A 22791-nucleotide genomic window follows, 5' to 3' on the forward strand; every position below is an offset into this window, starting at 1 on the left:
CCACAGGAGTTGATCCCCATGTACGGAAAGCCCACGGACGCCGCGATACTCGGCGGCGGCGGAACCGGCGTCCTCGCGGCCACCGGAGCGAACCCCCTCGCGATCCTCGGCCTCGTCGTCGGCTGCCTCACCCTGATCGCCGCGGGCCTCGCGGTACGCAGCCTCGTCCCGGTGGTGCAGGGGAAGGACAGGGGCCCCGGCCCGCGCTGACGCCCTTTGCCGTTACGGCAACTTTTTGTGCCGATGGCCGCGGACCGGCGCAGTATCGACGGAGCACCCCGTCACAGCGCCGGGGAGCCGCACGCGTATCCACAGGCCCACGTATCCGTGCGTCGGTGTATCCGCTGCACATGCGCTGGATATCCGCGCAGCCGTGTATCTGTACGAGCAACGGGAGGCATTCGGTGTCAGGACACCACGACCACGACGAGCAGGCCGCCGCCGCGATGTTCGAGCCGGCGGGCTGGGACGAGCGGTACGCGGGTCAGGAGCGCTTCTGGAGCGGCGAGCCCAACCCGCAGCTCGTCGCCGCCGCCGGTGACCTCACCCCCGGCAGCGCGCTCGACGTCGGCTGCGGCGAGGGCGGCGACGTCGTCTGGCTGGCCCGGCAGGGCTGGCGCGTCACCGGAGCCGACTTCTCGGCCGAGGGCCTGGCCCGCGCCGCCCGCCACGCCGAGCAGGCCGGCCTCGCCGACCGCGTCGACTGGTGGCGGGTCGACGCCCGGACCTTCGACGCGGGCGACCGCGCGTACGACCTGGTCACCAGCCACTACCTGCACGCCCCCGACGGCGGCATGGTCGAGGTGACCCGCCGCCTCGCCGGAGCCGTCGCCCCCGGCGGCCTGCTCCTGGTCGTCGGCCACGCGCCGTCCCACGAGTTCACCCAGCTCGCCGAGAGCCACCGCAAGGCGATGTTCCTCGCCGCGGAACTCCTCCCGGGCCTGCCGGACGACTTCGAGCCCGTCGTGGTCGAGCAGCGCACCCGCACCCTGCACCGCGAGACCGGCCCGGTCGAGGCCGAGGACTCCCTCCTGCTGGCCCGGCGGTCTGCCTAGGACCCGACGGCGGGACGCGCGAGTGTCCGCGGCGCACGGCTGTGACCGAGCGCAGGCGATGCCGAGCGCGGTCGAGCCGGTTCGCGACGTGGGGGCACAGCGGCCCGCGCCTGGTTCGGCGACCTGGTGCCCCGCGCTGTCGTAGGCCCCGACGCGGCGCACACCGGCGGAGACGGCGGGCGGCACGGCCCGGAGCCGTACGACGTCACCGCCGGCGGTGCGCACCACGGTCCCCTCCTCGGAACGGGCCCGGCCCGCCGGGGCATGACCGGGGCGGCGTCCCGCCCCGGGGACGGTCCGCCTTACGAGGGACGCGCCCCCTGCCCGGTGTCGCGCGGAGGGACGGTCTCGCCGGGGATGACCCGGGGCGGACCGGCGGCCTCGCCGCCCCGGTGGTCCTCGTCCTTGAGAGCCCTCGCCTCGGCCTTGAGGATGCGTGCCGACTTGCCCGCGCCGCGGACCAGTCCCGGCAGCTTCTTCGCGCAGAGAAGCAGGGCGATGACGAGGAGGACGACGCCTATCTCACTGATGCCGAACATGTCAGTCCTCGCCGCCCTCGTCCTCGTCGCCCTCGAAGAAGTCGCCCACCTCGTCGACGACTTCGGCGGCGACCATGCCGCCGACGACACCGACGGCGAGCCCGGCCGCACCGACCGCGACGGCCGTGCCCACACCGGGGCCGGAGCGGTGGTGCCCGCCGTCGTGGTGAGGGTGGCCACCGTGGCCTGCTTCGTACGAGGAGTGGCCGACGTACGACGAGCGGTGCTCGACCAGTTGGCGCACCCAGCCGTCGACCAGCGTGTTCCAGTCCTGGTGCTGGACGGCGTCGTGGCCGACGGCGAAGCGGGTGAGCGCGTCGTGCCCGCCGGAGAAGAGACCGCCGCGCTTGTCGGCCTCCAGGACCACTTCCATGTCGCCCGGGGTGGCGAGGAAGGTCAGCTCGATCTCGTTGACCGCGTGGGCGTACCGCGGGGACGGGGTCAGCTCGATCTCCTGGTAGAAGGGGAGCCGCTGTCCGGTGCCGCCGATGCGGCCGTACTCCAGGTCGGCGGACCCGAAGCCGAAGCCGAGCTGTCCGAAGGCTTCGAGGATCGCCTCCTGGACGGGCAGCGGGCCGACGGCGAGCGGGTCCAGATCGCCCTTGTCCTTGGCCCCGGCGACCGCGAGTTCGGTGCGCACACCGAGGACGATGCCGAGGCCCTGCCCGTACAGCTCGGTGATCGGGGTCTCCCAGGGCAGCGTGACCGCGAACGGCACGCTGTGCTCCGCGCCGGCGACGAGCCGGAAGCCGCCGCCGACGACGAACCGTTCGAAGGTCACGACCCCCTGGCTCTCCCCGCTCTCGTGCTCGGCCTCGACGCGGGCGACGAGCTCCAGGGTGATGTGGTCGATGTCGAAGTCGCCGCTGCCGCCCTTGAGATGGACCTGGCCGGAGAGGGTGGAGCCGGGGGCGGTGGCCCCCGGGGCGAGGACGGTGTCGACGGTGGGCCCGCCCACGCCGAGTGAGCCGAGCAGTCGTTTGAACACCATCGAGGCGTTCACTCCCTTATGTGCGTACGAGGGTGAGGAAAGCTGTGCGGGCACCGGGGAACGCCCAGGGGAGGCGCCCGCGTTCTACAGCCGCGTAGAGCATAGGCCGCGGTCGCGCCGCCGCGACGCCGGAACGGTGTCGCACGGCGGGAAAGTCCGAAAGGCGTCGTCCGAAGCGTCCAGGCGGACACCCTCGGGGCCACCGGCCGCGACCCGGGTGCGGACCGACGCCCGGCTCGACGACGCCCGTACCGCCCCGCGCTCCCAGGAAGGGCGGAACTTTTCCCCGCCCCCGCCAGTTTCTACACTGCTGTAGAACAAAAGAAGCCCGGCACCACACCCTCAACCGGAGGAACACTCGTGGCCCTGTGGGACCGCATCAAGGAATCCGCGTCGACGATGCAGACGCAGCTCGTGGCGAAGAAGAACGACCTCAAGTCCGGCGCCTTCCGGGACGCCTCCATGGCGATGTGCGCCCTGGTCGCCGCCGCCGACGGCACCATCGACCCGTCCGAGCGGCGCCGCGTCGCCCAGCTGATCGCCTCCAACGAGGTGTTGCAGAACTTCCCCGCGGACGACCTTCAGCGCCGCTTCGACGACAACCTGGACAAGCTGGTCGCCGACTTCGACTTCGGCAAGGTCAGCGTGTTGCAGGAGATCGCCAAGGCGAAGAAGAAGGAAGCCGAGGCGCGCGCCGTCGTCCAGATCGGCATCGTCATCGGCGGCGCCGACGGCGACTTCGACGCGACCGAGCGGGGCGTCGTACGGGAGGCGTGCCAGATGCTCGGCCTGCCGCCGCACGAGTTCGACCTGTAGACGCCGCCGTGCGAGGACCGGGCGGGCCCGCGCCCGCCCGGCCCCTTCCGCGTCACACCGGCGTCGCCGCGTGGAGCACGGCCGCCAGCGTCAGCGCCGAGTTCGCGGAGGCGGCGGCGGAGGTCACCGCACCGGCCGCGGCGGTCCACGCGGCGAGCCCCACCCCGGTGAACGCCATGGACCGGCCGGGCGCCCGAAGAGGCGGGGCGAGCAGGGCCGCGACCCTGCGGGGCACGGGACCCGGCGCGGCCAGCGCGGCGAACACCGGCTCGCGCACCGAGCCACCGGACAACGCCACCTTGCCGATGGCCCGTGCGACCACCGTGCGGTCACCGACGCGTTCGGCGGCCTCCTCGTCGGCCCACCGTTCGGCGGTGTACGCCACGGCTGAACTCAGCGGCCGCAGAAAGGGGTTGGCGCGGGCCGCGAGTCGGACGGTCAGCAGATGACGGTGGTGCCGGGCCGCCAGATGGGCCCGCTCATGGGCGAACACGGCCCGCCGCTCGGCGGGCCGCAGGTGCCCGAGCAGCGCCGTACTGACGACGATCCGGCCGCGCCCGGTGCGCGAGGCCGGCAGGGCGTACGCGTACGGCCGCGCATCCGGCAGGACCACGGCCTCGGTGCCCGGCAGGCCGGCGAGCGCCCGGTGGGCGCGCCGCCGCAGTGCGGCGTGCCGCCACAGCGTGCGCGCGCAGGCGACCACGACGGACAGCAGGGCGGGGATGGCCACCGCGCCCGCGATCTCGTCCTGCGGCACGGCGGCCCGCACCTCGGGGTCCGACCAGCTGTCGGGGAGTGGATTGCCCGGGAGTTGGGCGGTGCCGACCACCATCAGCAACGCCAGGCACACCGTGCTGCACGTGGCCATCACGGCGGCGACCGCCGTCAGGAGCCGGGTCGCGGTACGCGGAGGGAGGCGGTGGGCGGCGAGCCGTGCCACCGGCCAGGCCGTGAGCGGCAGGACCAGCGGCAGAAAGACGAAGATCCCCACGGTGTCAGTCGGCCGCTTCCTCGTCGGCACGGCGCAGCAGGTCGCGCATCACCTGCTCGTCACCCACGGACAAGGACGTGACGAAACTGGCCAGCACGGCCTCCCGGTCCGGCTCGGCGTCCAGCACCCTGCGCATCTTCAGAGCGGCGAGACCGGCTTCGTCGGAGATGGCTGTCCACACGAACGAGCGACCCTCCCGGCCGCGGGAGACCGCGTCCTTGGAGTGCAGCCGGCCCAGGATCGTGAGCACCGTGGTGTGGGCGAGATCGCCGCCGAGCCGGTCACGCACCCAGCCGGCGGTCCGCGGGGCGTCCGCGGTCCGCAGCACGGCCAGGACCTGTGCCTCCAGCTCGCCCTGGGCGCGTCGATGGGATCGATGGCGTGGATCCGGCACGGTGCTCCTCATGCTCGGTGCGGTAGTGGGTCTGCCATCATCGCCGCTCGGGCCCAGGAGGTCACGCGTACACCGGTGCCGGGCCCCTATCGGCTCGTGCGGAGGACGGGCGGGTTCCCGTTCCGGGAACGCGAGTGGAACTGCGCCGCTACGACGAGGACGGGGGCAGTACGAACCTGAAGGCGCCCTGGCCGGTGCCGAGTTGGAGCCAGAGGTGGCCGGGCTGGGTGACGACGCGGAGGGCGAGCTGCGCGCAGCCGGGGCAGCGGCCGGTGAGGCCGGGTTCGGGGCCGTAGACGTGCAGTTCACCGACCGAGGACGGGGTGCGGCACTCCGGGCACCACCAGCGCGCCGTGGTGGGGTCGAGCGCGAAGACCTGGGAGAGCGGCCCCGCCAGGCAGTTGCCGTCGAGGTGGAGTGGAGGTCGCTGGTTCATGGTGGTTTCCCTCGTGTCGCGGGTGGAGAGGGGAGGCCGCACGGCTGGTCAGGGTCAGCCGAACCGTTCGGTCCGGATGGTGTCCGGCGGGTGCCCGAGGGACTGGAGGAGGTCGGCGGCGCGCTCGACGAAGCCGGTCGGGCCGCAGACGTAGCAGCGAGTGTCCGGTGACGCGGGCAGACCGTTGAGGTCGTCCGGTGTGATGCGGTGCGCCGGACGGCCCGCACCTGCGGGTGCCCGGCGCGTGTAGAGGACGCGGATGTCCTCACCGCCGACCGGGTCGGCGAGCTCCTTCGCGTACCAGAGGTTGTCCGGGCCACGGACGGAACAGAGCAGCGCGCACGGGTCGCCGTCGGGACCGGCCGCGCGCCGCGCGCGGAGCATCGCCATGAGAGGGACGATGCCGCAACCGCCGGCGACGAGAAGCAGCGGACCCCGGTCCTGAGGCGTCCACACGAACCATCCGCCCAGCGGCCCCTTGACCTCGACCTCGGCATCGAGGGGCAGGACGTCGTTCAGATAAGGGGACACCTCGCCGTCGGGCGCGCTCTGGACGCCCAGTTCGACGGTGTCGCCGTCGGCGGGCGCCGCCAGGGAGTAGCTGCGGACGGCCTGGTAGCCGTCGTCGGCGGTCAGCCGCACGTCGAGGTGCTGGCCCGGCCGGTGCCCCGGCCAGCCGGGCACATGGAAGCGGAGCGTGCGACCGGTCGCCGTCTGGTCCTCCCGCGCGGTCAGCCTGGCCCGGCGCCAGCCTCCCTTCGGGGCGTCGCGGTGGACGACAGGGGTGGTCACAGGTCACCCCGGTAGCGCTGCTCACGCCAGGGGTCGCCGTAGTCGTGGTAGCCGCCCCGCTCCCAGAACCCCGGCTCGTTGTCGGTCGTGAAGCGCAGGCCCTTGACCCACTTGGCCGACTTCCAGAAGTACAGGTGCGGGATCAGCAGCCGCGCGGGGCCGCCGTGGTCCGGCGCCAGCGGATAGCCGTCGAAGGAGTGGACGAGCCAGGCCCGGCCACCGGTGATGTCGGCGCGGGGCAGGTTGGTGGTGTAGCCGTCGAAGGACTCCGCGACGACGAAGTCGGCGGAGGTCGGGACCTCGTCGGTCAGGACATCGAGGGAGACGCCCTGCCATCGGGTGTCGAACTTGGACCAGCGCGTCACGCAGTGGATGTCGACGACCGGCTGTTCCTGCGGCAGCGCCGTCATCTCCTCCCACGTCCAGCTCCGGCTCGCACCGGTCTCACCGGTGACGGTGAAGGACCAGCGCTCCGTGGGCAGGTGCGGGGTCGGACCGGCCGAGAGCACGGGGAAGGACTCCGTGGGGTACTGGCCCGGCGGCAGGCGATCCACGAGGCTGCGGCTGCCGCGTCCATGGAAGCCGGGCGACAGACTGGCCATGGGACTACTCCTCCCGTTCGAATTCGGCCTCCGCCCGCTCGTCGTCCAGGCCGGACTGAGCGTGGGCGTAGAGGTCGCTGACGAACTGCCGGGCGCTGTCCTGGGAGATCCCGGGACCGAGGGCCGGCAGGCGCCGGGTCCACGCGTCGTGGGGATCGTCGGTCATGGCATCTCCTTGGCGTCTTCTGACGTCGGCTTCTTCTGACCTCGCCCCCGGCCTCGCGGAGCTCGTCGGAGTGCTTCCATCCGTACTCCACTGTGTGCGGACGCCTCGCGACGAGGCCCACCCCCTCCGAAGCCTCGAATCCATGTTCCCTGCCACGGGCGACGGCGCAAGCGGGCGCCGCTGGTTCGGCTTCGGAACCGACGGTGAGGGCAGGGCGACGTGGTGGGTGGGGGCGCGTCAGGACTTCAGGAACAAGATCGATACGCAGCCTGGGGCACGGCCCGCAGCCGAACTCACGCTGAGACGCTCAGCCGGACCGTGCCTTGTCACCGGTGCCGCCACCCGTTTGACTTTGCTCAGGCGCCGGCCCGTCGAGCGGCGCCGGGGGAGGCGACCGGCAGATGTTGATCGACAGCACGGTCATGGCGCCTGGCGAGCGGGCGGAGGCGATTCGCGAGGTGATCTGGAGCAGCGTGGTGCGGGTGGAGATCACCCATCAGCCCGACCCACGGCTCATCCGCACCGCAGGGGTGATCAGCCGTGTCGGGCCGTTGACCGTCTGCTCGGTGCGTGCCAACGCCACCATCGTGAGGCGGACTCCCGTACTTGCCCGGGACGACATGGAGCCGAGCGTGTTCGTCGGGCTGCAGGTCACCGGAAGCAGCGTGGTCGTGCAGGACGGCAGGGAGGCCGTGCTGCGGCCCGGCGATCTGGCGCTGTACGACACCACCCGCCCCTACACGCTTCTGAACAGGGACGGTATCCATCAGCACTACTTCCGGATCCCGCGCGCCGAACTCGCGCTCCCGGAAGGGCTGTTGAAGCTGGCGACCGCGGTGCCGTTCAGTCGCCGGGACCCGCTGGCCGACCTCACCGCCACGTGTCTGCGGCGAATCGCCCGCCGGCAGGCGGGGCCCGCGCCGTCTCCCGCCCACGACTTGGAGGCGGCGGGCAGGCCGGGCATTGAGATGCTGCGTGCTCTCGTCGCGGCCCGGCTCGGTGAGCAGCGCACGGCTTTCCAGGCCGCGGACGAGACCCTGTGTCTGCGGGTCATGGACCATGTCCGGGCCCACCTCGGTGACCACGACCTGACGCCGGCTCGCGTCGCCGCCCACCACCACGTCTCGCTGCGCCAGCTGTACAAGGTCCTGTCCCGAAACGGTGTGCACCTGGGCGAGTGGATCCGGTCGCAGCGCCTCGAACGCTGTCGGGCGGAACTCGCCTCCGCCTCGGCACAGCACAGGTCGATCGCCGCGATCGGGTACCGGTGGGGCTTCCCGAACGCCGCCCACTTCAGTCGTGCCTTCAGGACGGCCTTCGGGATCACCCCCAGCGACTGGCGCGCGCTGCACGCCGGCAGCGCTGGGAGCCAGGGCGTTTTCGGCCCGTGACCGGGGGTGGGCGGGGCGGAGGGCGCCGGTTTCGGCCCCGCCCCGGCGGGCGTGTGCGCGGGCGGGATCACGTAGCCGCCCGGCGAGCCGGTTCCTGACAGGTGGCCGTGGCCCATGGAGTCCGCCGCTCCGCACGGGAGGCCGATGACGGTGGACAGGCGGGTGCTGTTGAGAACACCGGCGGCGGACACCGTGGTGGCCGTGCCGACGCGTCCCTGTCGTGCCCAGGCGACCAGGGGTTTCCGGCGGCTCCTTCGAGGGGGCTCGTCGCGTCGCCCTGGTGTTCACAGACCGGGCCCGCGGTGCGCCGGGGCGGTCCGGGGGTTTGTCGGCCGGGATGTCAGGTGGTGGGGTCGACGAAACGGCGGAGGAAGGTGAGCGCGGTGTCGGCGACCTCGTGCCAGCCGCTGTCGATGGTCAGGGAGTGGCCCCGGTCGGGAATCTCGGTGATCTCGGTGACGGCGTGCTCGTTCTGCGCCTGCTTCTTGTAGGCGGCGTGGGCAATGGCCCAGGGCACGGTGTTGTCCTTCTGCCCCGAGAGGATCAGCAGCGGTCCGCGGTCGGCCGCGTGGGTGTCGACCTTCGCCTCGGTCCAGGGGTTGAGGTTGGCTGCGGCGGCCTGGAAGAGCGGCTCGCCCGGCGCGGCCACCGCGAAGGCGCCGTACAGCTCCAGGGCCTCCTCCTCGCTGACGGCGTTGGCGAAGGCGTAGCGGAACTGGTCGAAGGTGAGCGGCACGGCCCGGTGGTAGTTGGCCGGGTTGCCGAGCACGGCGCTCGCGGCCCGCAGGGAGGACAGCGGCAGCGGCAGCACGCCGCGGAAGGGTGCCGGGTCGATCGCCACCGATGCCTGGGAGAGGCCGCGTCCGGCGGTGATCTGGGTGATCAGCCCGCCGAAGGAGTGGCCGATCACCACGGGTTTGCGGTCCAGGCGGCCGATCAGGTCGCAGAAGTGATCGGCGACCTGGCCCACGCTCTTGTTCGCGAACACCTCCGGGTGCGCGTGTGCGTCCTCGACGGTGTCGGGATCGTCGGGCCAGCCCGGCAGGACCGGCGCGAAGCCGGCCTGCTCGAAGACGGTGGCCCAGCGGTTCCAACTGGTGGGCAGCAGCCACAGGCCGTGGATGAAGACGACGGGGATGCGGCCGGTGGAGTTGGCCGCCTCTATCTGGGCGAGGTCACGTGCGGAGGCGGAGGCGGAGGCGGGGGCTTCGGGGGAGGACATGGACAGCTCCTTGAGGTGGTGCAGGACAGGGATTGACGGTGTGGGCGGTGGAGCGGATCAGGTCGGTGACGGCGTCGGGCCTGCTGTGCGTCGGGAGGTGGGAGGAGCCCACCGCAGCCCCCGCACGTAGCGGAGACCATCCCGGACGACGTGCAGGTGTGGGTCGTTGAGGCTGGGGACCACTCGACAACCCTGCTGCGCCGCTGCCGCGGGCAACGACCTCGGCGTCGACGCCGAGGGCGGTGAACTTGCCCACGCGGACGGCGTGCTCGGCGCCGTCCGCGAACAGGCCGATCGGGAGGCGGCCCGACGACGGTCGAGGCGGTCGCCACGGTGGAGAAGCCCAGCGGCGATGGCGAGGCGATGGGCCGCAGGGTGATGCGGGTCCTGTCGCGCAGGGCGCCCTCGTGGTGGCGGCCTCCGTCGGGCCGGATCAAGGGACCGGGCCCCTCGGCGCCGGTGTCGCCGATGGCCATGGGGTCTCCTCGGGCGGGGGAACAGCCGCGCTTCGGCCGCCAGGACCCGCCCCGCGGCAGGTGCCCACCCGCCGGCCGCCACGGTCAGCGGGCGGCGAGGGCCTTGCGCAGGGTGGCGATGGCCAGCGTGATGGCCACCTCCGCGCCCTGGGTGCCGCGCAGCGCGTTCAGCAGGACAAAGTCGTGGATGACACCCTGGACGCGGATGGCCGTCACCTCGACACCGGCCTCCCGCAGCCTGGCGGCGTACGCCTCGCCCTCGTCGCGCAGCACGTCGGCCTCGGCGGTGATCACCAGCGCCGGGGGAAGGCCGCTGAGCTGTTCGACAGAGGCCCGCAGCGGGGAGGCGGTGATCTCTCTGCGCCGGTTTTCGTCGGTGGTGTACTGGTCCCAGAACCACTGCATGCCGTCGCGCCGCAGGAAGTAGCCTTCGGCGAACTGCCGGTAGGAGTCGGTGTCGAAACGGGCGTCGGTCACCGGGTAGAAGAGCACCTGGTGGGCAAGGGTGAGGCCGCCGCGTTCCTTCGCGAGCAAGGTCAGTACGGCGCTCATGTTGCCGCCCACGGAGTCGCCGGCGACCGCGATCCTGCTGGCGTCCAACCCGTGTGTGGCACCGTCGGTGACGACCCAGCGGGCCACGGTCCACACCTGCTCGACGGCCACCGGGTAGCGGTGCTCCGGGGAGAGGTCGTACTCGGGGAAGACCACGGCGGCACCGGTGCCGACCGCCAGTTCACGCACCAGCCGGTCGTGGGTACGGGCGCTGCCGAAGACCCAGCCCGCGCCGTGCACGAAGACGACCACGGGCAGGTCGCCTCGGGCGCCGGCGGGCCGCACGATCCGTGCCCGCACCTCGCCGGTCGGGCCGCCAGGAACGCTCACCCACTCCTCATCGGCCGCGGGCAGGTCCACGTCGCCGGACTGAACCTCCTCGACGGCCTTGCGGCCCTCGTCCGGAGACAGCTGGAACAGGAACGGCGGTGTGCCGGTCGCCGCGGCGAAGGCGGCGGCCTGGGGTTCCAGAACCGGCGCGACAAATGCGTGGTCAGTCACGGATCGGGCCTCTCTGCGTGTCGAGGTGCACGCCGCAGCGGTGAAGCGGCGCACATCCGAAGCTAGAGGTCCGGTGTGCGGGCCGGTTGCCTGTGCGTGCCGGCCTGCTGCCCCGACACGCAGGGCCGGCTCCTGCCGCGAGGGCACGGGAGGAACAGCCCCGTGCACGGGAGAGCAACCGGGCGCCCGGTGTCACCGGGAGGATGGGCGCCCCCGCACCCCGAGACCGTGCTGGAGGGCTGGTTCGTGTTGCTGCTGGACCTGGAGGACTTCGGGCCGCGCGAGCGGGCGGACGCGTTCCGCCACGCGATGACGGCCGATTCCGTGCCGAACGAGATTGTCCACGAGGAGGGCGAGAAGGGGATCAGCGCCCGCATCGAAGGCTGGCGAGTGGGCAGTCTGGACCTCTTCGACATGCGGAGCTCCGGGCTCGAGGTCCGCCGCACGGCCAGACACGTACGCCACCACCGGGACCGCCCCGTGGTGTCGGTCTCGCTCCAGACCCAGGGCATCCACCGGGCCGAACAGGCGGGCACCCGCTCCACTCTCGGCCCGCAGGACATCTGCGTCTTCCACGAACTCGCGCCACGCGTCTACGGCTGGTCCGGACGCGGCGCCTCACAGGCCCTCACGGTCGACGCGGAGCACCTCGGCCTGCCGGTGGACACGGTGACACGGGCCTCCGTACGGCTTCGCTCCAGCCCCGTGCACGACCTGCTGTTCGGGCACCTGCGGTCGCTCTTCCGGAACCCGGGACGCCTTGAAACGGACCCCGGAGCAGGCGCCCTCGCCAACGCCACCGCCGACCTCGTACGCGCCCTGCTGACCTCGGCGGCACACGACGAACGGGACCGACGGGTCAGGGAGGCCATGGACAACTCCCTGGCGACCCGGATCATGGCGTACGCGCGCCGCCACCTCACCGACCCCGACCTCGGGCCGGAACGCATCGCCGCGGCACACGCCGTCTCCAAACGGCAGCTGTACGTCGTGCTCGGACGCGCGGGCATCCGACTCGAACAGTGGCTCATCGCCGAGCGACTGGAGGCGTCGTGCCGGCTCCTGGCCTCACCCCGCCACGCCGCGCTGCCCGTCTCCGCGGTCGCGGCCCGCTGCGGCTTCACCAGCCCCAGCCACTTCACCCGGCGCTTCCGCGCCGCCTACGGGACCACCCCGAGCGAGTGGCGTCGCCTCCGGACCCGTCCCGCCGATCAACGATCGATTCAGAGCATGACCGCGGGCCTGACGGGGCGACGTACGGTTCGAGAGGGCTGAGGCGGCTCTCACCGCTGTCCGGTCACGCGTCGTGGAGCCGGTCCGTTTCTCGGGCGTGCGCTACAGCCAGTCCCGCCGCTTGAAGATGAAGTACAGGCTCACGCACACCACCGCCATCAGCCCGATCGCGAACGGATAGCCGAACCCCCACCCCAGCTCCGGCATGTTCTCGAAGTTCATGCCGTAGATCGTCCCCACCAGCGTCGGAGCGAACAGGATCGCCGCCCACGACGAGATCTTCTTGAAGTCCTCTACCGCACCCCGTTGACCAGGGCATTTGCACTACAGGGGTGCCTTGACCTGGTGTGATGCCTCTTTCTGGGTCTTTCACGCTCGGTCAGCTCTATGCGGCCGGTTCTCCCCACGCGCTCCCCAGGAAGCTCGATTCTCCCCAGATTCTCCCCAGCGAGCTTGTCTGGTGGGCCGTGCCGGATGGGCTCGAAGGCCCGTTGCCCGGTCACTCCACGCAACGACCGGGCCCCTATGTTGGTGCCAGTTGGGCTCGCAGGGTGGAGGCGGCTCGACCTGTTCCCGATGACGCATCATGTGGAGTGCGTGGCGATTCTCGAGCCGGTGGCTAAGGGGGCCTGAGCTGCGGTTTTGAGTGTGCGCGTTATATGCGGTGTGGGCGTTACGGGCCAGTCCTTGACGCCGAAAGACGCTCGTGACGCTCGTTCTGATGGGGCGTCCTCAGGCGGGCCGCGAGGGCGCCCGCAGGCCGACTTCGAATCCGCCTTGCCGAGCGGGCTCGGCGGCGAGGGTGGGGTGCGGGGTGAGCTCGGGTTCCCTTCCGCCGGAGGCGCGCAGCAGGGTGACCATGTGGCGCAGTTCGTCGAGGGTGTTCACGCTCAGGGTGCGGGTGGCGCGGGCGCCGTCGCGGGCCCGCGGGTCGCTGGCGGCGACCTGGAGTGCTCCGGCTGTACGGCGATGAGGCTGACCTGGGGGGAGACGACGTCGTGCATCTCGCAGGCCAGTTGGGCGCGTTCGCGGGCGAGGACGGTCTGGGCGTACAGGGCGCGTTCGTGTTCGCGGGCCTCCTCGGCCTCGGCGCGCTGGCGGGCCACGTCGCGTCTGGCCTGGACCAGCTGGCCGATCAGGACCGGGGCTGCGGCCGTGGCCAGCGTGTAGGCGAACTGGGCGAGCGTCCAGGTCTGGTCGCCGGAGAACGTGCCGGACAGGCGGCCACGTCAGAGTGCTGACCGCGGCGTTGAGCAGGGCGCAGCCGGCCAGCAGCGGGCGGTTACGGGAGTGCGCGGCCAGGGTGTACAGGGCGGCGAACGGCGCGACTGCCACGTCCATGAACACGAGCATGGGCAGGGTCAGCAGGAAGACGGTCAGGGAGGAAGCGCCCGCGCAGGAACAGGGCGGCGCAGCCCAGGGCGGCGCAGGCCCACATGAACGAGGCGGTGTCCTCGTTGAAGGGGTTGATCCATGCATCGAGCGCGGCCAGTGCGACGAGGGCCGTGTCGAGGGCCCAGGGCGGTACCCGCCGCCACACTGTCAGGGCGGTGCTCATCGCCCGCCGCCCCGTTCTGCGGGTCGCTGTACTCGCTGCCGCTGAGCAGTCCGGCGCGCTCGGCGAGGAGCGAGGCCTAGGCGCGGCTGGAGACCCGTAATTTGGTCAGGATCAAGCTGCCGTGGTCCTTGACCGTGCCCGCGTTCAGGTGGATGTGGGTGCCGATGTCGGCGTTGGAGAGCACTTCCGTGATCAGGATGAGCACGTCGCTTTCGCGGTCGCTGAGCAGGCCACTCCTGCCACGTCCGCGTCCTGGGGCCGCCCGCTCCCGGGTGGTTGCGCAGCAGAGCGCGTGAGGCTTTCGGGGACATGGCCACGCCGCCTGCCGGGAGACCGGTCGGCCACACTCCGAGCTGCCGAGGTTGTCGCCTCACTCAGGGGGCGGGGGATCTTTCTCGTCAGGCGGCTACGGGATTCATCAACGCGATGGGTCGTGGATTCGATCGTCGTGGGACATCGCAAAGTGATGAAAGTGCCACAGGAAACCCATGGATGGGCATACTCTGCGTGAATCACCGCAGGTGGGCCGGGGCGGCCTGTAGTGCGGCGGAGGTGCCATGGGTGGGGACCCGTATGTGTCAGCAAAAGAGGTCGAAGAACGCGCGCGGGCGGGGGTGCCGGATCCGTACGGTGACCAGGCTCTCCTGACGTCTGCCATGACGGAGGGCTACGACGCCGTCCCCAGCCAGGATCGCAGTCGTCTGCGGAGCTATCTCGAAGCGGTTGTCGCGGCCCGTCCGGCGCCGGTGCACACCACGGTCGCCTTCAACGCCGTGTACTTCGGGTACGAGCTCGGCGGCAACGGCTACGGCGGAAGCCCCCTGCGCCTCGATGATTTTCCGGTCATCACCTTCGGTGAGTGCGCTCCCGTGCTACCGGTCGGTGCCATGGTGTGTGTCGCCACCGGGTCGGACCCGCTTTACGCCGAAATCGTCTACCGAGAGGGCGCTCATCCGGAGGTGGACGAGCTCGGTGACGTACCGCCCTGGGTGTCGGGGGCGCCCGCGGGCGCCGAGGGCCCTGGCAGGCCAGGTGCGGACGCCGAACCACGGCGCAGGGAGTTACTGGTCCCTGACCTCCACGCCTTCGGCCCGGCCCTGAGCCTGTCACCGACCCAGCTTCATCGCTTGCGCACGCGCGGGCGATGGATCAATGAGGACGGGCATATCGCCGTCGACGTGTGCTATCCGTCTTCGCGAGCAGCCCGGCGCGACGATCTGACAGCCTATGCGCACCATCTCCTGACGACGGCTCGGGAGCAGCTTCTCAGCCCCTTCGTTCCCGTTTCCCTAGCCGCCCTGATGGGCGGCACGCACGACGACGTTCTGCTGGCCGGACTGCTCGGTCTCCTCGACACCGTGCGCGGTGTCCTCAACTCCAGTGCTGTGTTGCGCACCTGGGGCGACTACGCCGTGACCCGTACCTCCCTCGCGGACTGCTGGCGAGACGTCGGACCGTTGGGCGGCGACGACCTCAGGTCTCTCGTGGCCGCGGTCGAGCGCGCGGCCACCCCGGCGAGGCGGCGACGCGGCCTCGCCGCTCCGGTCACGGTGTACACAGCGGTCGGACCGCGGCTCCGAGGTTTTCCCGGGGCGGCGGAGCGGCTCAGGGGGGCGGGGTACGCGGCTGCGGTGTGCCGGGCTAACGTGGCGCTCGCCGACGTGGTTCAAGGGGACAGCGACCAGGGCCTGTTCGGGAACGGCTCCCGGGTCACCCTCGACGACGCCTTCGAGGGTGGAGGGGTGTGGCGGTCTCATTATCCCGGTGACGCGGAGGCACCCGGGGACCCCCTGTCCCCGGCCGGGCGCGGCTGGAACTCCACACTGCCCGCACTGCCGGAAACGGAAACGGAGCTGGAACCGGTAGATCCGCCCCTCGCCGACGACGCCTCCCTCAGCACCGGCGAACTCCTACGGAGCGACGCGCAGGAGATCGTCTGGCTGACGCCCCTGCGGCTGGCCCATCTCATCGACGGCTGGTTTCACCTGCCCCCATTGGTTGCGGAGGAGCTTTGCCGGGCGCACGGCGCGCACCCCACGCTTCGCCTCGAACTCGACCACGCCGGTGAGACGTTGGACGTGAAGGAGGTGGTGCAGGATGTCGCGGCCGAACTCGGTGACGACTCGGGTCGGTTGACGGGAATCTTCTGGCCCCGTGACTTCTTCCCCGGCCTGATGCTGGAGCTGCGCCAGCTCCGGGGCGAGAAGGTGCTTCGGCTGGCCACAACGCGGTTGCGGGAACGGGTGCAGGCCGGTGACCGTGATACGGGGCACTGTTTCGACCCTCGTGTGCTCACCAGGGAGGACGTGCCGGGCAGCAGCCGCCATGGTGACAGCGCGGTCGGACTGGGCCCCCGGCAACTGGTGATGCGCACCGTGCGCCGTTGCGGTCTGCTCACCCTGGACGGCCATGCTCTGCTGGACCGGTCGGTCCTGCCGAGCGCGGTCTACGGGCGCCCGCCGGCCCGATCGCAGGCCGCTGCCCTGGACGCGGCTGTCGCGGAACTGCTCGCGGAACGTCTTCTGGAGCCGGCCCTCGGCAGTCGGGACGACTGGGGGCAGCCGCACTTCCCGCCGCGTGAGGGACAGCAGACGGTTCCCCTCATCGGCTACCGCCCCATCCGGCAGCGGGTGATACGTCCGTGGGGCGGTGGCGAACCGGACGGCGAGGGATTGAGCGGCGCTCAGTTTGTCGCAGGTCATCTGCGCCGCCTGCGGCCGGGGTGTCTGCCCAGCGACGTTCAGCGCGCCGCCTTCCGGGAGCACTGCCGCAGGCTCGGCAAGGCGGACGGCTGGGAACTGCCGTACGGCTACACGTTCGTGACCGAGCACACTCGCGGCCGCTGACCTTTCGCGGCTTTCGCGGGTCCACCGCCGCGGTCCTCTCTTCTCGTCGTCGCCCAAGGAACTCACCCCATCACTCACAGAAACGGAGTGCGTGTACATGCACGACCACTACCGCGTCATAACAGGGCTGCCGTGGTCCCCGCCGAGCGTCTCGGCCGAGGACCTCGAAGGCCTGGCCGCCGCGCTGAATACCTTGGATTCCCCGGCCGTCGCTGCCCTGAACGACCTCACGGCGGACATGGTGGAACTCGCCTTCAACTCCTTGCGGCCCAAACACCGCCAGGAGTTGCTCTCCAGTCTGGGCATCCGCATGTCGGCCCCTCGACGGGTGAGCAGTGCCCTGTGTCGGGATGTCCTCACCAGGTTGCGGCGCCAGGTGCGGCAGCACAGCTGCACATGCGGGATCAGGGGCCTCACGGTCACCGTGATGAACCAGGTGGGCGACTTGGTCCTGGCGCGCGACGGGCAGCCGGTTCCCGACCCTGTTGCCCGGTGGGGCGCCACGCTGGTCCGGGCCACCGTGTTCGCATGGTGCAACGCCTCTGTCACCGACGCCCACATCCTTGCCTGGGTGGCGGACCAGGACTGGTTCGGGGTGACGGCCGACGAGGAAGAGTCGGCTCGGCTCGCCGCTGTCGCTGCCGCGGCCCGGCCCCTCGTGGAGGCGTACCCCGATTTAGCCCCTGGAGCGGCGGACGAGGACGAGCTGGCACTCGCGGAGGACAGGAAACCCGGGCGCGCTGACATCGCCCACCGGCCAGGCACCAGCGACCCCCTTCTGGAGACCGCGGCGGCGGACCCTGGCATGTCGCACGAGGAGACCTCTCCTGCGTCCGGCAGCACCGGGACCATGGAGGAAACGGCTCCCGAGGAGGTATGTCGGCAGCTGGAGGCCGCCCTCGCGGGAGCCCGCCAAGCCGCGGAGAAGGTTACCGACGCGGTCATGGACGGCCGCCCTCCGCAGGATGAGGACCTGGCTCATATTGCCGCGCTGAGCACTGTCTTTGACGAAGTGGACGCGGTGTTCCGGGCCGCGGGGATCAAGAAGGTGCCACGTCGCCTGGAGGACATGACGCGCGCCGCCCGCGCACACCGGACAGCGCGCGAGCGTGACCTCCAGGTCCGCGGAACGTTGCGGGAATTGCTGGACGTCGCGTGCCGCCCGGACAGCTCCGCCGCTGCCGCCGCTGCCGCCGAGGCAGTGCGCGGCGCGGCGCACCGCCTGCTGGACGTGCCAGCGTGGGGGGAGCCGCAATACGAGGAGAGCGCCGCGCTCGCCGCCCTGGCCCGGCTCATCAGGCTGGGACGGCAGGCGGATGCCGCGACGGAGATCCTGACACTGCAGGGACAGGTCGTACGGGTCCTGCCCACGTGCGCCATGGCGGTGCTCATCGCTCCCGAGCTGACGCTGGACCAGCCGGTGGACGGTGGCCCGTACCCCGCCGGGAGCGACGAGGCGCACGGCTCTGCCGGGCCCGCCAACGTCGAGGCGACCGCAGAACACGGAAGCGTGCAGTCGGCCCCGCCGACCGAGGCGATCGCGCCCCAGCCCGCCGCCGAGCCGGAATCCACGATGACCGCCGCACCGGCGCACACCCCCGACCCAGACGCCGTGCCGACCGCCGACAGCGACCAGGCGCCCCCCACGTCTCCTGACGCGCCTGTCCAGGCGCCCGCCGCACCCACGCTTTATTCCGTCGAGGACACGCCCGTCCAGGAAGCGGCCCCGACGGCGGACGACGCCACCGATGAGCCCGCGGTCGAGGGGGTCCTGGCGCAGCTGGTCGTGGAGCGGCGCTTCGGACTCGCCCACCATGTGGCGGGGGCCGCCGGCCACCCCGAGGCCCAGGTGGCGGCGATCCGCCTGGCCGGTGCCGCAGCGCTGCTCACCTCCGGGGACAGCCAGAGCGCCCGGCTGACGGCGGACCTGCTCCAGGAGTACGGCGGATACGCGGGCCAGGATACCGAGGGGAGCGAACTTCTCCTGCTGCCCGCCCTGCTGCGTACCGCGCTGATCACTGGTGACCACACTGCGGGCGCTCAGCTCAAGGCGCTGGTGCCGAGGCTTCCGGACAGGTTGGGGGAGGCGGCGGCGGCCGTCGCCGACCGTGCCCTCAGCGGAGCCCTGCTGATCGCCTCGCCACTGGTCGCTGACGTCTCCGAGACCGAGGCCCGACTGCGGGAACTGCGCGATCAGGGCAGTGCCCTGCTCGCGCCGCAGCGGCTGCGGTTCGCACGGGCGACGGAGATCGCCAAACGCTGGCTCGCCCCCGACGACGGGATGCTCGGATCGCTGCTCACGACCGTCGTCGGTGACAACCGCGACGCGTTGCAGCAGGTGCGGGATCAGGCCGATCGGCTGTCGAAATTGGCCGAGGTCAACAGCGAGATCGACCGCATGGACCGCAAGTACCGCTCGTCCAGCGGCAAGCCGCTCCAGGGCTCCGGGCGCCAGGACCTGGTGCATCTCGTGGAGCGGGCCGCCAGCCTGGGCAAGGAGTGGTGCCTGGCAGTCGACGGCACCCGTCGCGGCGACCGTTCCGACGGCAGCCGGGCGGTCAAGGAGATCTCCTCCCTGCGGCAGTTCCTGCTGGACGGCAGGGAGGCGGCGCTGGGCGAGCTGGAGCGGTTGGCGCGGCGCCCGGACGCCCTCTCGGGCGCGATGGCCTGGGCGGCCCACGCCTCGATGGAGGAGCTTTTCGCTCTGCTGGCCGGCGACACCGTGACCGTTCGTCACGGTGGCCCGGTCGAGGCTGAACTCGCCCTCGAGGCCGAGAGGTTGAAGGTCCAGGACTCCCACGACGGGCCACCGCCGTCGCTGGGTGAGCTGCTGATCGCGGTCGACCGGAGCTGGCAGGACGCCCTCGACGAGCGACTCGCGCGCGACGCCTTCACCGCGGCCCGCGACATCGTCAACCTCGCCGGACGAGGGCTGTTGCCTGCCGCTGGGACGGGCGAGTTCGTCCCGCCCACGGAAGCCGAGATCGACGACAGGGAGACCGCCCGGCGTGTGCAGTTGAGGAAGGTACATGACGCACTCGTCGCCGAGCTGCACCGTGCGCAGGCCGACGGCGCCGTGACCGAGGACCAGGACCTGGGCCTTCAGGAGTTGCTCGCCGACGTCCACAACCGCCTCGAAAGCGCCGACCGGCACGACCTGCTGCACGTGCGGCGGGCGCTCGACACGGTACGGAGCGGCCTACCAGCCTTCCGGGAGCAGGCGGCGGGTCGGATCCGGGCACGCCTCGACGCCCTGGACCCCTCCGTGGAGGAGCGGGCCCAGGTCCTGAGGCGCCTGGAGACGAACGACCTGGCCACCGCCGCCGACCTCGTCTACTTCCTGGAGATCGGAGAGCCCGTCCCGGAGATCGAGGGCGGCGAGTCCCATCTGACTGAGTTCTTCCCGGCTGTGCCCGACGGCCTGCCAGGAGGGATCGACCATGATCTCATCGAGCTGGTCCGGTCGGGCGGCAAGCATCCGATGGTCCCGGTCCTGGACTACGGCGGCCTTTCCACCGACGAGGCGGCGCTGGCGGCCGACGCCCTCGACGAGTGGCGCGAGCTTGCCGCCACAGAACGCAAGGACCGGCTCCAGGTGGCTCCGACGCGACAGGTGCCGCCTCTCCTCAAGCTCCTCGGCTACGACGCCAAGAGCGCCAGGCCGCTCGACGACCGATCCCAGCACCGGCGGGAATACCGTCTCTTCGAAGCGACCGGTGTGGAGATCAACGGCAGGGCGAAGGCGCCCGCGTTCGGCTCGCAGATCAAGGAGCAGGGCGGCAACCTGCGGGTGATGATGGTCTGGGGCCGGCCGCCCGCCAAGGTCGTCATGAGTTGGGCGGAGCGCGACTCCAGCGGAGCGAGCCTTCTCGTCATCTACTTCGGCACGCTGAGCCGTGAGGCCCGAGTGGAACTCGCCGCCGGCTCCGACCGTTTGCAGCCGCTACTCGTGGTGGACGACGCTGCCCTCGCCTATCTCTCGGCCTGTGGCAATCGCCAGGTCAGCGCCGCGACGCAGACCCTGCTGCCCTTCTCCGGCGTCAACCCGTACATCAGGGAGAAGCGCGGTCGGATCGGCGGCGAGATGTTCTACGGCCGCGACGCCGAACGCAAGAGCATCCTCGATCCGCGCGGCACTCAGGTCATCTACGGCGGCCGGGGCCTGGGCAAGTCGGCGCTGCTCGCCGACGCCGGGGAACGGTTCACGGAGCAGCGCCCTGGCTATCACCAGACGGTGTACGTCAACCTCGACCAGGAGAACATCGGCAAGGGCAGCTCGCGTGGGCCGGAGGCGCTGTGGAGCGTCCTGCTGAGGGAACTGACTGTGGCACAGATACTCGATGACCGGCCGCAGGGGCGCGGAAAACGACAGGAGGAGACCTCCGAGCGGGTGCGCGCCGGCATCCGGGCCTGGCTGGACGGGGACTCTCGTCGCCGGCTGCTGATCCTGCTCGACGAGTGCGACCAGTTCTTCGAGGCCGACGCCCCGCGGTTCGACCAGACCAAGAAGCTCAAGGGCCTCGGGTCCGACACCAAGGACGCGGCGAAGGTCGTCTTCGCCGGCCTTCACTCCGTGCAGCGCTTCTCCAAGCTCGCGAGCAATGGGCCGTTCGGCCACCTCGCCCAGACCCCGAAGGTCATCGGCCCGCTGGCTCCCCAGTCAGCTGCGGAACTGCTGGTCGAGCCGATGCGGGCGCTCGGGTTCGAGTTCAAGGACCTGGATCTCGTCAACCGGGTGCTCGGCTACTGCTCGTACCAGCCGTTCCTGCTGCAGATGTTCGGGCACCGGCTGGTGGAGCTGATGCACCGCAAGCGGACGCGGCGAGGCGCCGGGGAGACACCCTACGAGGTGGAGGTGACCGACATCGAGATCGTGGAGTCGGACGCTGCGCTCCGGGACGGCATCTCAGCGGCCTTCAAGGACACGCTGAGCCTTGACCACCGCTACGACGTGATCGCCAATGTGCTGGCGTACCACGCCCGCCATCACGGCCTGGAAGTGCGGCTGAGCGACACCGAGTTGCGCGAGGAGTGTGAGACGTACTGGCGCAGAGGGTTCGAACAGCTCGACACCGAGGGTTTTCGCGCCTACCTCTCCGAGATGGTCGGTCTCGGCATCCTCGCGCCCAACCACGACGGCCTGGGCTGGCATCTGCGCGGGCCCAACGCCCTGCGCATGATCGGTACCTCCCACGAGGTGGAGGCACGTCTACTCAGGGCTGAGCAGGACTGTGAACTACAGGAGAGCATCGTGCAGGAGGGCCGCCCCGAGCTCCCCGACGGCCGGCCGGCTCCGCTGACCAACACCCAGCTCGACGACCTCCTGGGCGCGCGGTCCAACCGGACCAGGGTCGTCCTCGGCAGCACTGCCACTGGAGTCACGGACATCGCTCGGACCCTGCGTACGGTTGCCGGACCGATCGACGGCTGGACGCTGCCGCCCGTGGGCAAGCCCAGCGTCTACAAACAGGAACTCACCGGCGGCCGCCCCCGAGAACGACGGGTTGTCATCAGCGACTTCGTCAATTACCGGGACCCGGTTCGGCCGGAGACCTGCCGCGAGGCCGTCGACCTGGCCGAGACGCTGCTGCCCGCCACCCCGGGGGTCACCCGCGCGGTCGTCCTTGTCACCGACCCCGCTCAGCTCGCACTGTGGCGCTCCCTGCTGACGGGAACCGAACCCACCTCGGCCGCCCCGGTGGTGCTGCGTAGGCATGACCACCGCAGCCTGCGCGGCTGGGCCCAGCGCATCAACATGTTCCACACGGAGGACCGGCTGGACCGTCTCCACGAACTGACCGGCGGCTGGCCCCTCCTGGTGGACCAGGGCCACCGCCTGCACGAGGAGTTGGGCGACCCCGACGAGGTGTTGCGCCGTCTGGCCGACCTCCGTGCGGACCGGGCCGAGGCCCGCGCATTCGCCGAGGCGACTGGCGTGTACGCGGATCCCCTGCTGGCCGCCGGATACCAGGCCCTCAACGACGAATTCAAGGACGGCCTCTTCGACCTGGAAGGCGCGGTGACCGCCGTCGCGCTCCAGATCGATGACGAGGACGAAGCACGGTGGATCGTCAACTGCCTCGACGCCCTCCAGGTCTTCGACCGCGAGGGCACTCCGTTGCGCCTGGAACCGGTGCTCCGGGAGTGCGCGGCGCTCAACGGGTGACGCAGCCGTAGGTGGATCGTGACCGTGCAGGGCCGTGGCGATCGCGGGCGTGCCGGTCGCGGTT

The 22791-nt window shown here is 71.3% G+C and carries 18 protein-coding genes and 2 pseudogenes; 7 read left to right on the plus strand and 13 right to left on the minus strand.

All coding sequences use genetic code 11. The features are described from left to right. The first annotated feature begins 18 nt into the window (after positions 1 to 18). Both V2W30_RS31605 and V2W30_RS31610 read left to right on the plus strand, forming a co-directional pair. Positions 19 to 210 (plus strand): hypothetical protein, encoded by a 192-nt coding sequence (locus tag V2W30_RS31605; protein WP_338701900.1) that lies wholly within the window; start codon positions 19 to 21, stop codon positions 208 to 210. Between the two features lie 194 nt (positions 211 to 404). Beyond that, positions 405 to 1055, plus strand: a complete 651-nt coding sequence (locus V2W30_RS31610) for a class I SAM-dependent methyltransferase (protein WP_338701902.1) — start codon at positions 405 to 407, stop codon at positions 1053 to 1055. A gap of 302 nt (positions 1056 to 1357) precedes the next feature. Here the strand turns inward: V2W30_RS31610 and V2W30_RS31615 are convergent, their stop codons facing one another. Both V2W30_RS31615 and V2W30_RS31620 read right to left on the minus strand, forming a co-directional pair. Next, positions 1358 to 1594 (minus strand): twin-arginine translocase TatA/TatE family subunit, encoded by a 237-nt coding sequence (locus V2W30_RS31615; protein ID WP_338701904.1) that lies wholly within the window; start codon positions 1592 to 1594, stop codon positions 1358 to 1360. Position 1595: 1 nt separating this feature from the next. After that, positions 1596 to 2585 (minus strand): sporulation protein, encoded by a 990-nt coding sequence (locus V2W30_RS31620; protein WP_338701906.1) that lies wholly within the window; start codon positions 2583 to 2585, stop codon positions 1596 to 1598. 360 nt (positions 2586 to 2945) lie between these two features. Here V2W30_RS31620 and V2W30_RS31625 point away from each other — a divergent pair, with 360 nt between their 5' ends. Further along, positions 2946 to 3401: a tellurite resistance TerB family protein gene (locus V2W30_RS31625; protein ID WP_338701908.1), complete on the plus strand. Its 456-nt coding sequence runs from the start codon at positions 2946 to 2948 to the stop codon at positions 3399 to 3401. A gap of 52 nt (positions 3402 to 3453) precedes the next feature. Here V2W30_RS31625 and V2W30_RS31630 read toward each other — a convergent pair whose 3' ends face one another. The 6 genes from V2W30_RS31630 to V2W30_RS31655 all read right to left on the minus strand — a co-directional run bounded on the left by V2W30_RS31630 (position 3454) and on the right by V2W30_RS31655 (position 6782). After that, positions 3454 to 4392, minus strand: a complete 939-nt coding sequence (locus V2W30_RS31630; protein ID WP_338701910.1) for a M56 family metallopeptidase — start codon at positions 4390 to 4392, stop codon at positions 3454 to 3456. A 4-nt stretch (positions 4393 to 4396) separates the two neighbouring features. After that, on the minus strand, positions 4397 to 4798 hold the full coding sequence (locus V2W30_RS31635) for a BlaI/MecI/CopY family transcriptional regulator (RefSeq protein ID WP_338701912.1): 402 nt from the start codon (positions 4796 to 4798) through the stop codon (positions 4397 to 4399). A gap of 136 nt (positions 4799 to 4934) precedes the next feature. Continuing rightward, positions 4935 to 5222: a DUF6510 family protein gene (locus V2W30_RS31640; RefSeq protein ID WP_338701914.1), complete on the minus strand. Its 288-nt coding sequence runs from the start codon at positions 5220 to 5222 to the stop codon at positions 4935 to 4937. Positions 5223 to 5276: 54 nt separating this feature from the next. Continuing rightward, the gene (locus V2W30_RS31645) at positions 5277 to 6014 is read right to left on the minus strand and encodes a ferredoxin reductase (protein ID WP_338701915.1); all 738 of its coding nucleotides are present in this window, start codon (positions 6012 to 6014) and stop codon (positions 5277 to 5279) included. Then, positions 6011 to 6616 (minus strand): sulfite oxidase-like oxidoreductase, encoded by a 606-nt coding sequence (locus tag V2W30_RS31650; RefSeq protein ID WP_338701916.1) that lies wholly within the window; start codon positions 6614 to 6616, stop codon positions 6011 to 6013. Before V2W30_RS31650 ends, V2W30_RS31645 begins: the two co-directional genes overlap by 4 nt. A gap of 4 nt (positions 6617 to 6620) precedes the next feature. Further along, the gene (locus V2W30_RS31655; protein WP_338701917.1) at positions 6621 to 6782 is read right to left on the minus strand and encodes a hypothetical protein; all 162 of its coding nucleotides are present in this window, start codon (positions 6780 to 6782) and stop codon (positions 6621 to 6623) included. Positions 6783 to 7183: 401 nt separating this feature from the next. Between V2W30_RS31655 and V2W30_RS31660 the strand changes: the two genes are divergently transcribed. After that, positions 7184 to 8173 (plus strand): helix-turn-helix domain-containing protein, encoded by a 990-nt coding sequence (locus V2W30_RS31660; RefSeq protein WP_338701919.1) that lies wholly within the window; start codon positions 7184 to 7186, stop codon positions 8171 to 8173. Between the two features lie 340 nt (positions 8174 to 8513). Here the strand turns inward: V2W30_RS31660 and V2W30_RS31665 are convergent, their stop codons facing one another. Both V2W30_RS31665 and V2W30_RS31670 read right to left on the minus strand, forming a co-directional pair. Next, positions 8514 to 9395: an alpha/beta hydrolase gene (locus tag V2W30_RS31665; protein WP_338701920.1), complete on the minus strand. Its 882-nt coding sequence runs from the start codon at positions 9393 to 9395 to the stop codon at positions 8514 to 8516. A gap of 560 nt (positions 9396 to 9955) precedes the next feature. Then, complete coding sequence (locus tag V2W30_RS31670) at positions 9956 to 10924, minus strand: alpha/beta hydrolase (RefSeq protein ID WP_338701922.1); 969 nt, start codon at positions 10922 to 10924, stop codon at positions 9956 to 9958. Between the two features lie 162 nt (positions 10925 to 11086). Here V2W30_RS31670 and V2W30_RS31675 point away from each other — a divergent pair, with 162 nt between their 5' ends. Beyond that, positions 11087 to 12199 (plus strand): helix-turn-helix domain-containing protein, encoded by a 1113-nt coding sequence (locus tag V2W30_RS31675; RefSeq protein ID WP_338701924.1) that lies wholly within the window; start codon positions 11087 to 11089, stop codon positions 12197 to 12199. Between the two features lie 60 nt (positions 12200 to 12259). Here V2W30_RS31675 and V2W30_RS31680 read toward each other — a convergent pair. The 3 genes and pseudogenes from V2W30_RS31680 to V2W30_RS41705 all read right to left on the minus strand — a co-directional run. After that, positions 12260 to 12451, minus strand: a pseudogene (locus V2W30_RS31680) (CorA family divalent cation transporter); the annotation flags it as partial. A 501-nt stretch (positions 12452 to 12952) separates the two neighbouring features. Further along, a pseudogene (locus V2W30_RS31685) lies at positions 12953 to 13715 on the minus strand (histidine kinase); the annotation flags it as partial. Between the two features lie 76 nt (positions 13716 to 13791). Then, complete coding sequence (locus V2W30_RS41705) at positions 13792 to 13920, minus strand: LuxR C-terminal-related transcriptional regulator (protein ID WP_425244619.1); 129 nt, start codon at positions 13918 to 13920, stop codon at positions 13792 to 13794. Positions 13921 to 14272: 352 nt separating this feature from the next. Between V2W30_RS41705 and V2W30_RS31695 the strand changes: the two genes are divergently transcribed. Together V2W30_RS31695 and V2W30_RS31700 are read left to right on the plus strand one after the other, a co-directional pair. Next, positions 14273 to 16561: a hypothetical protein gene (locus V2W30_RS31695; protein WP_338701926.1), complete on the plus strand. Its 2289-nt coding sequence runs from the start codon at positions 14273 to 14275 to the stop codon at positions 16559 to 16561. 97 nt (positions 16562 to 16658) lie between these two features. Further along, entirely contained in the window at positions 16659 to 22727 is a 6069-nt protein-coding gene (locus tag V2W30_RS31700; RefSeq protein WP_338701928.1) for a hypothetical protein, read from the plus strand. The last annotated feature ends 64 nt before the right edge of the window (positions 22728 to 22791 follow it).

It is taken from the genome of Streptomyces sp. Q6 (assembly GCF_036967205.1).
In the GTDB taxonomy this organism is placed as follows: Bacteria; Actinomycetota; Actinomycetes; order Streptomycetales; family Streptomycetaceae; genus Streptomyces; species Streptomyces citrinus.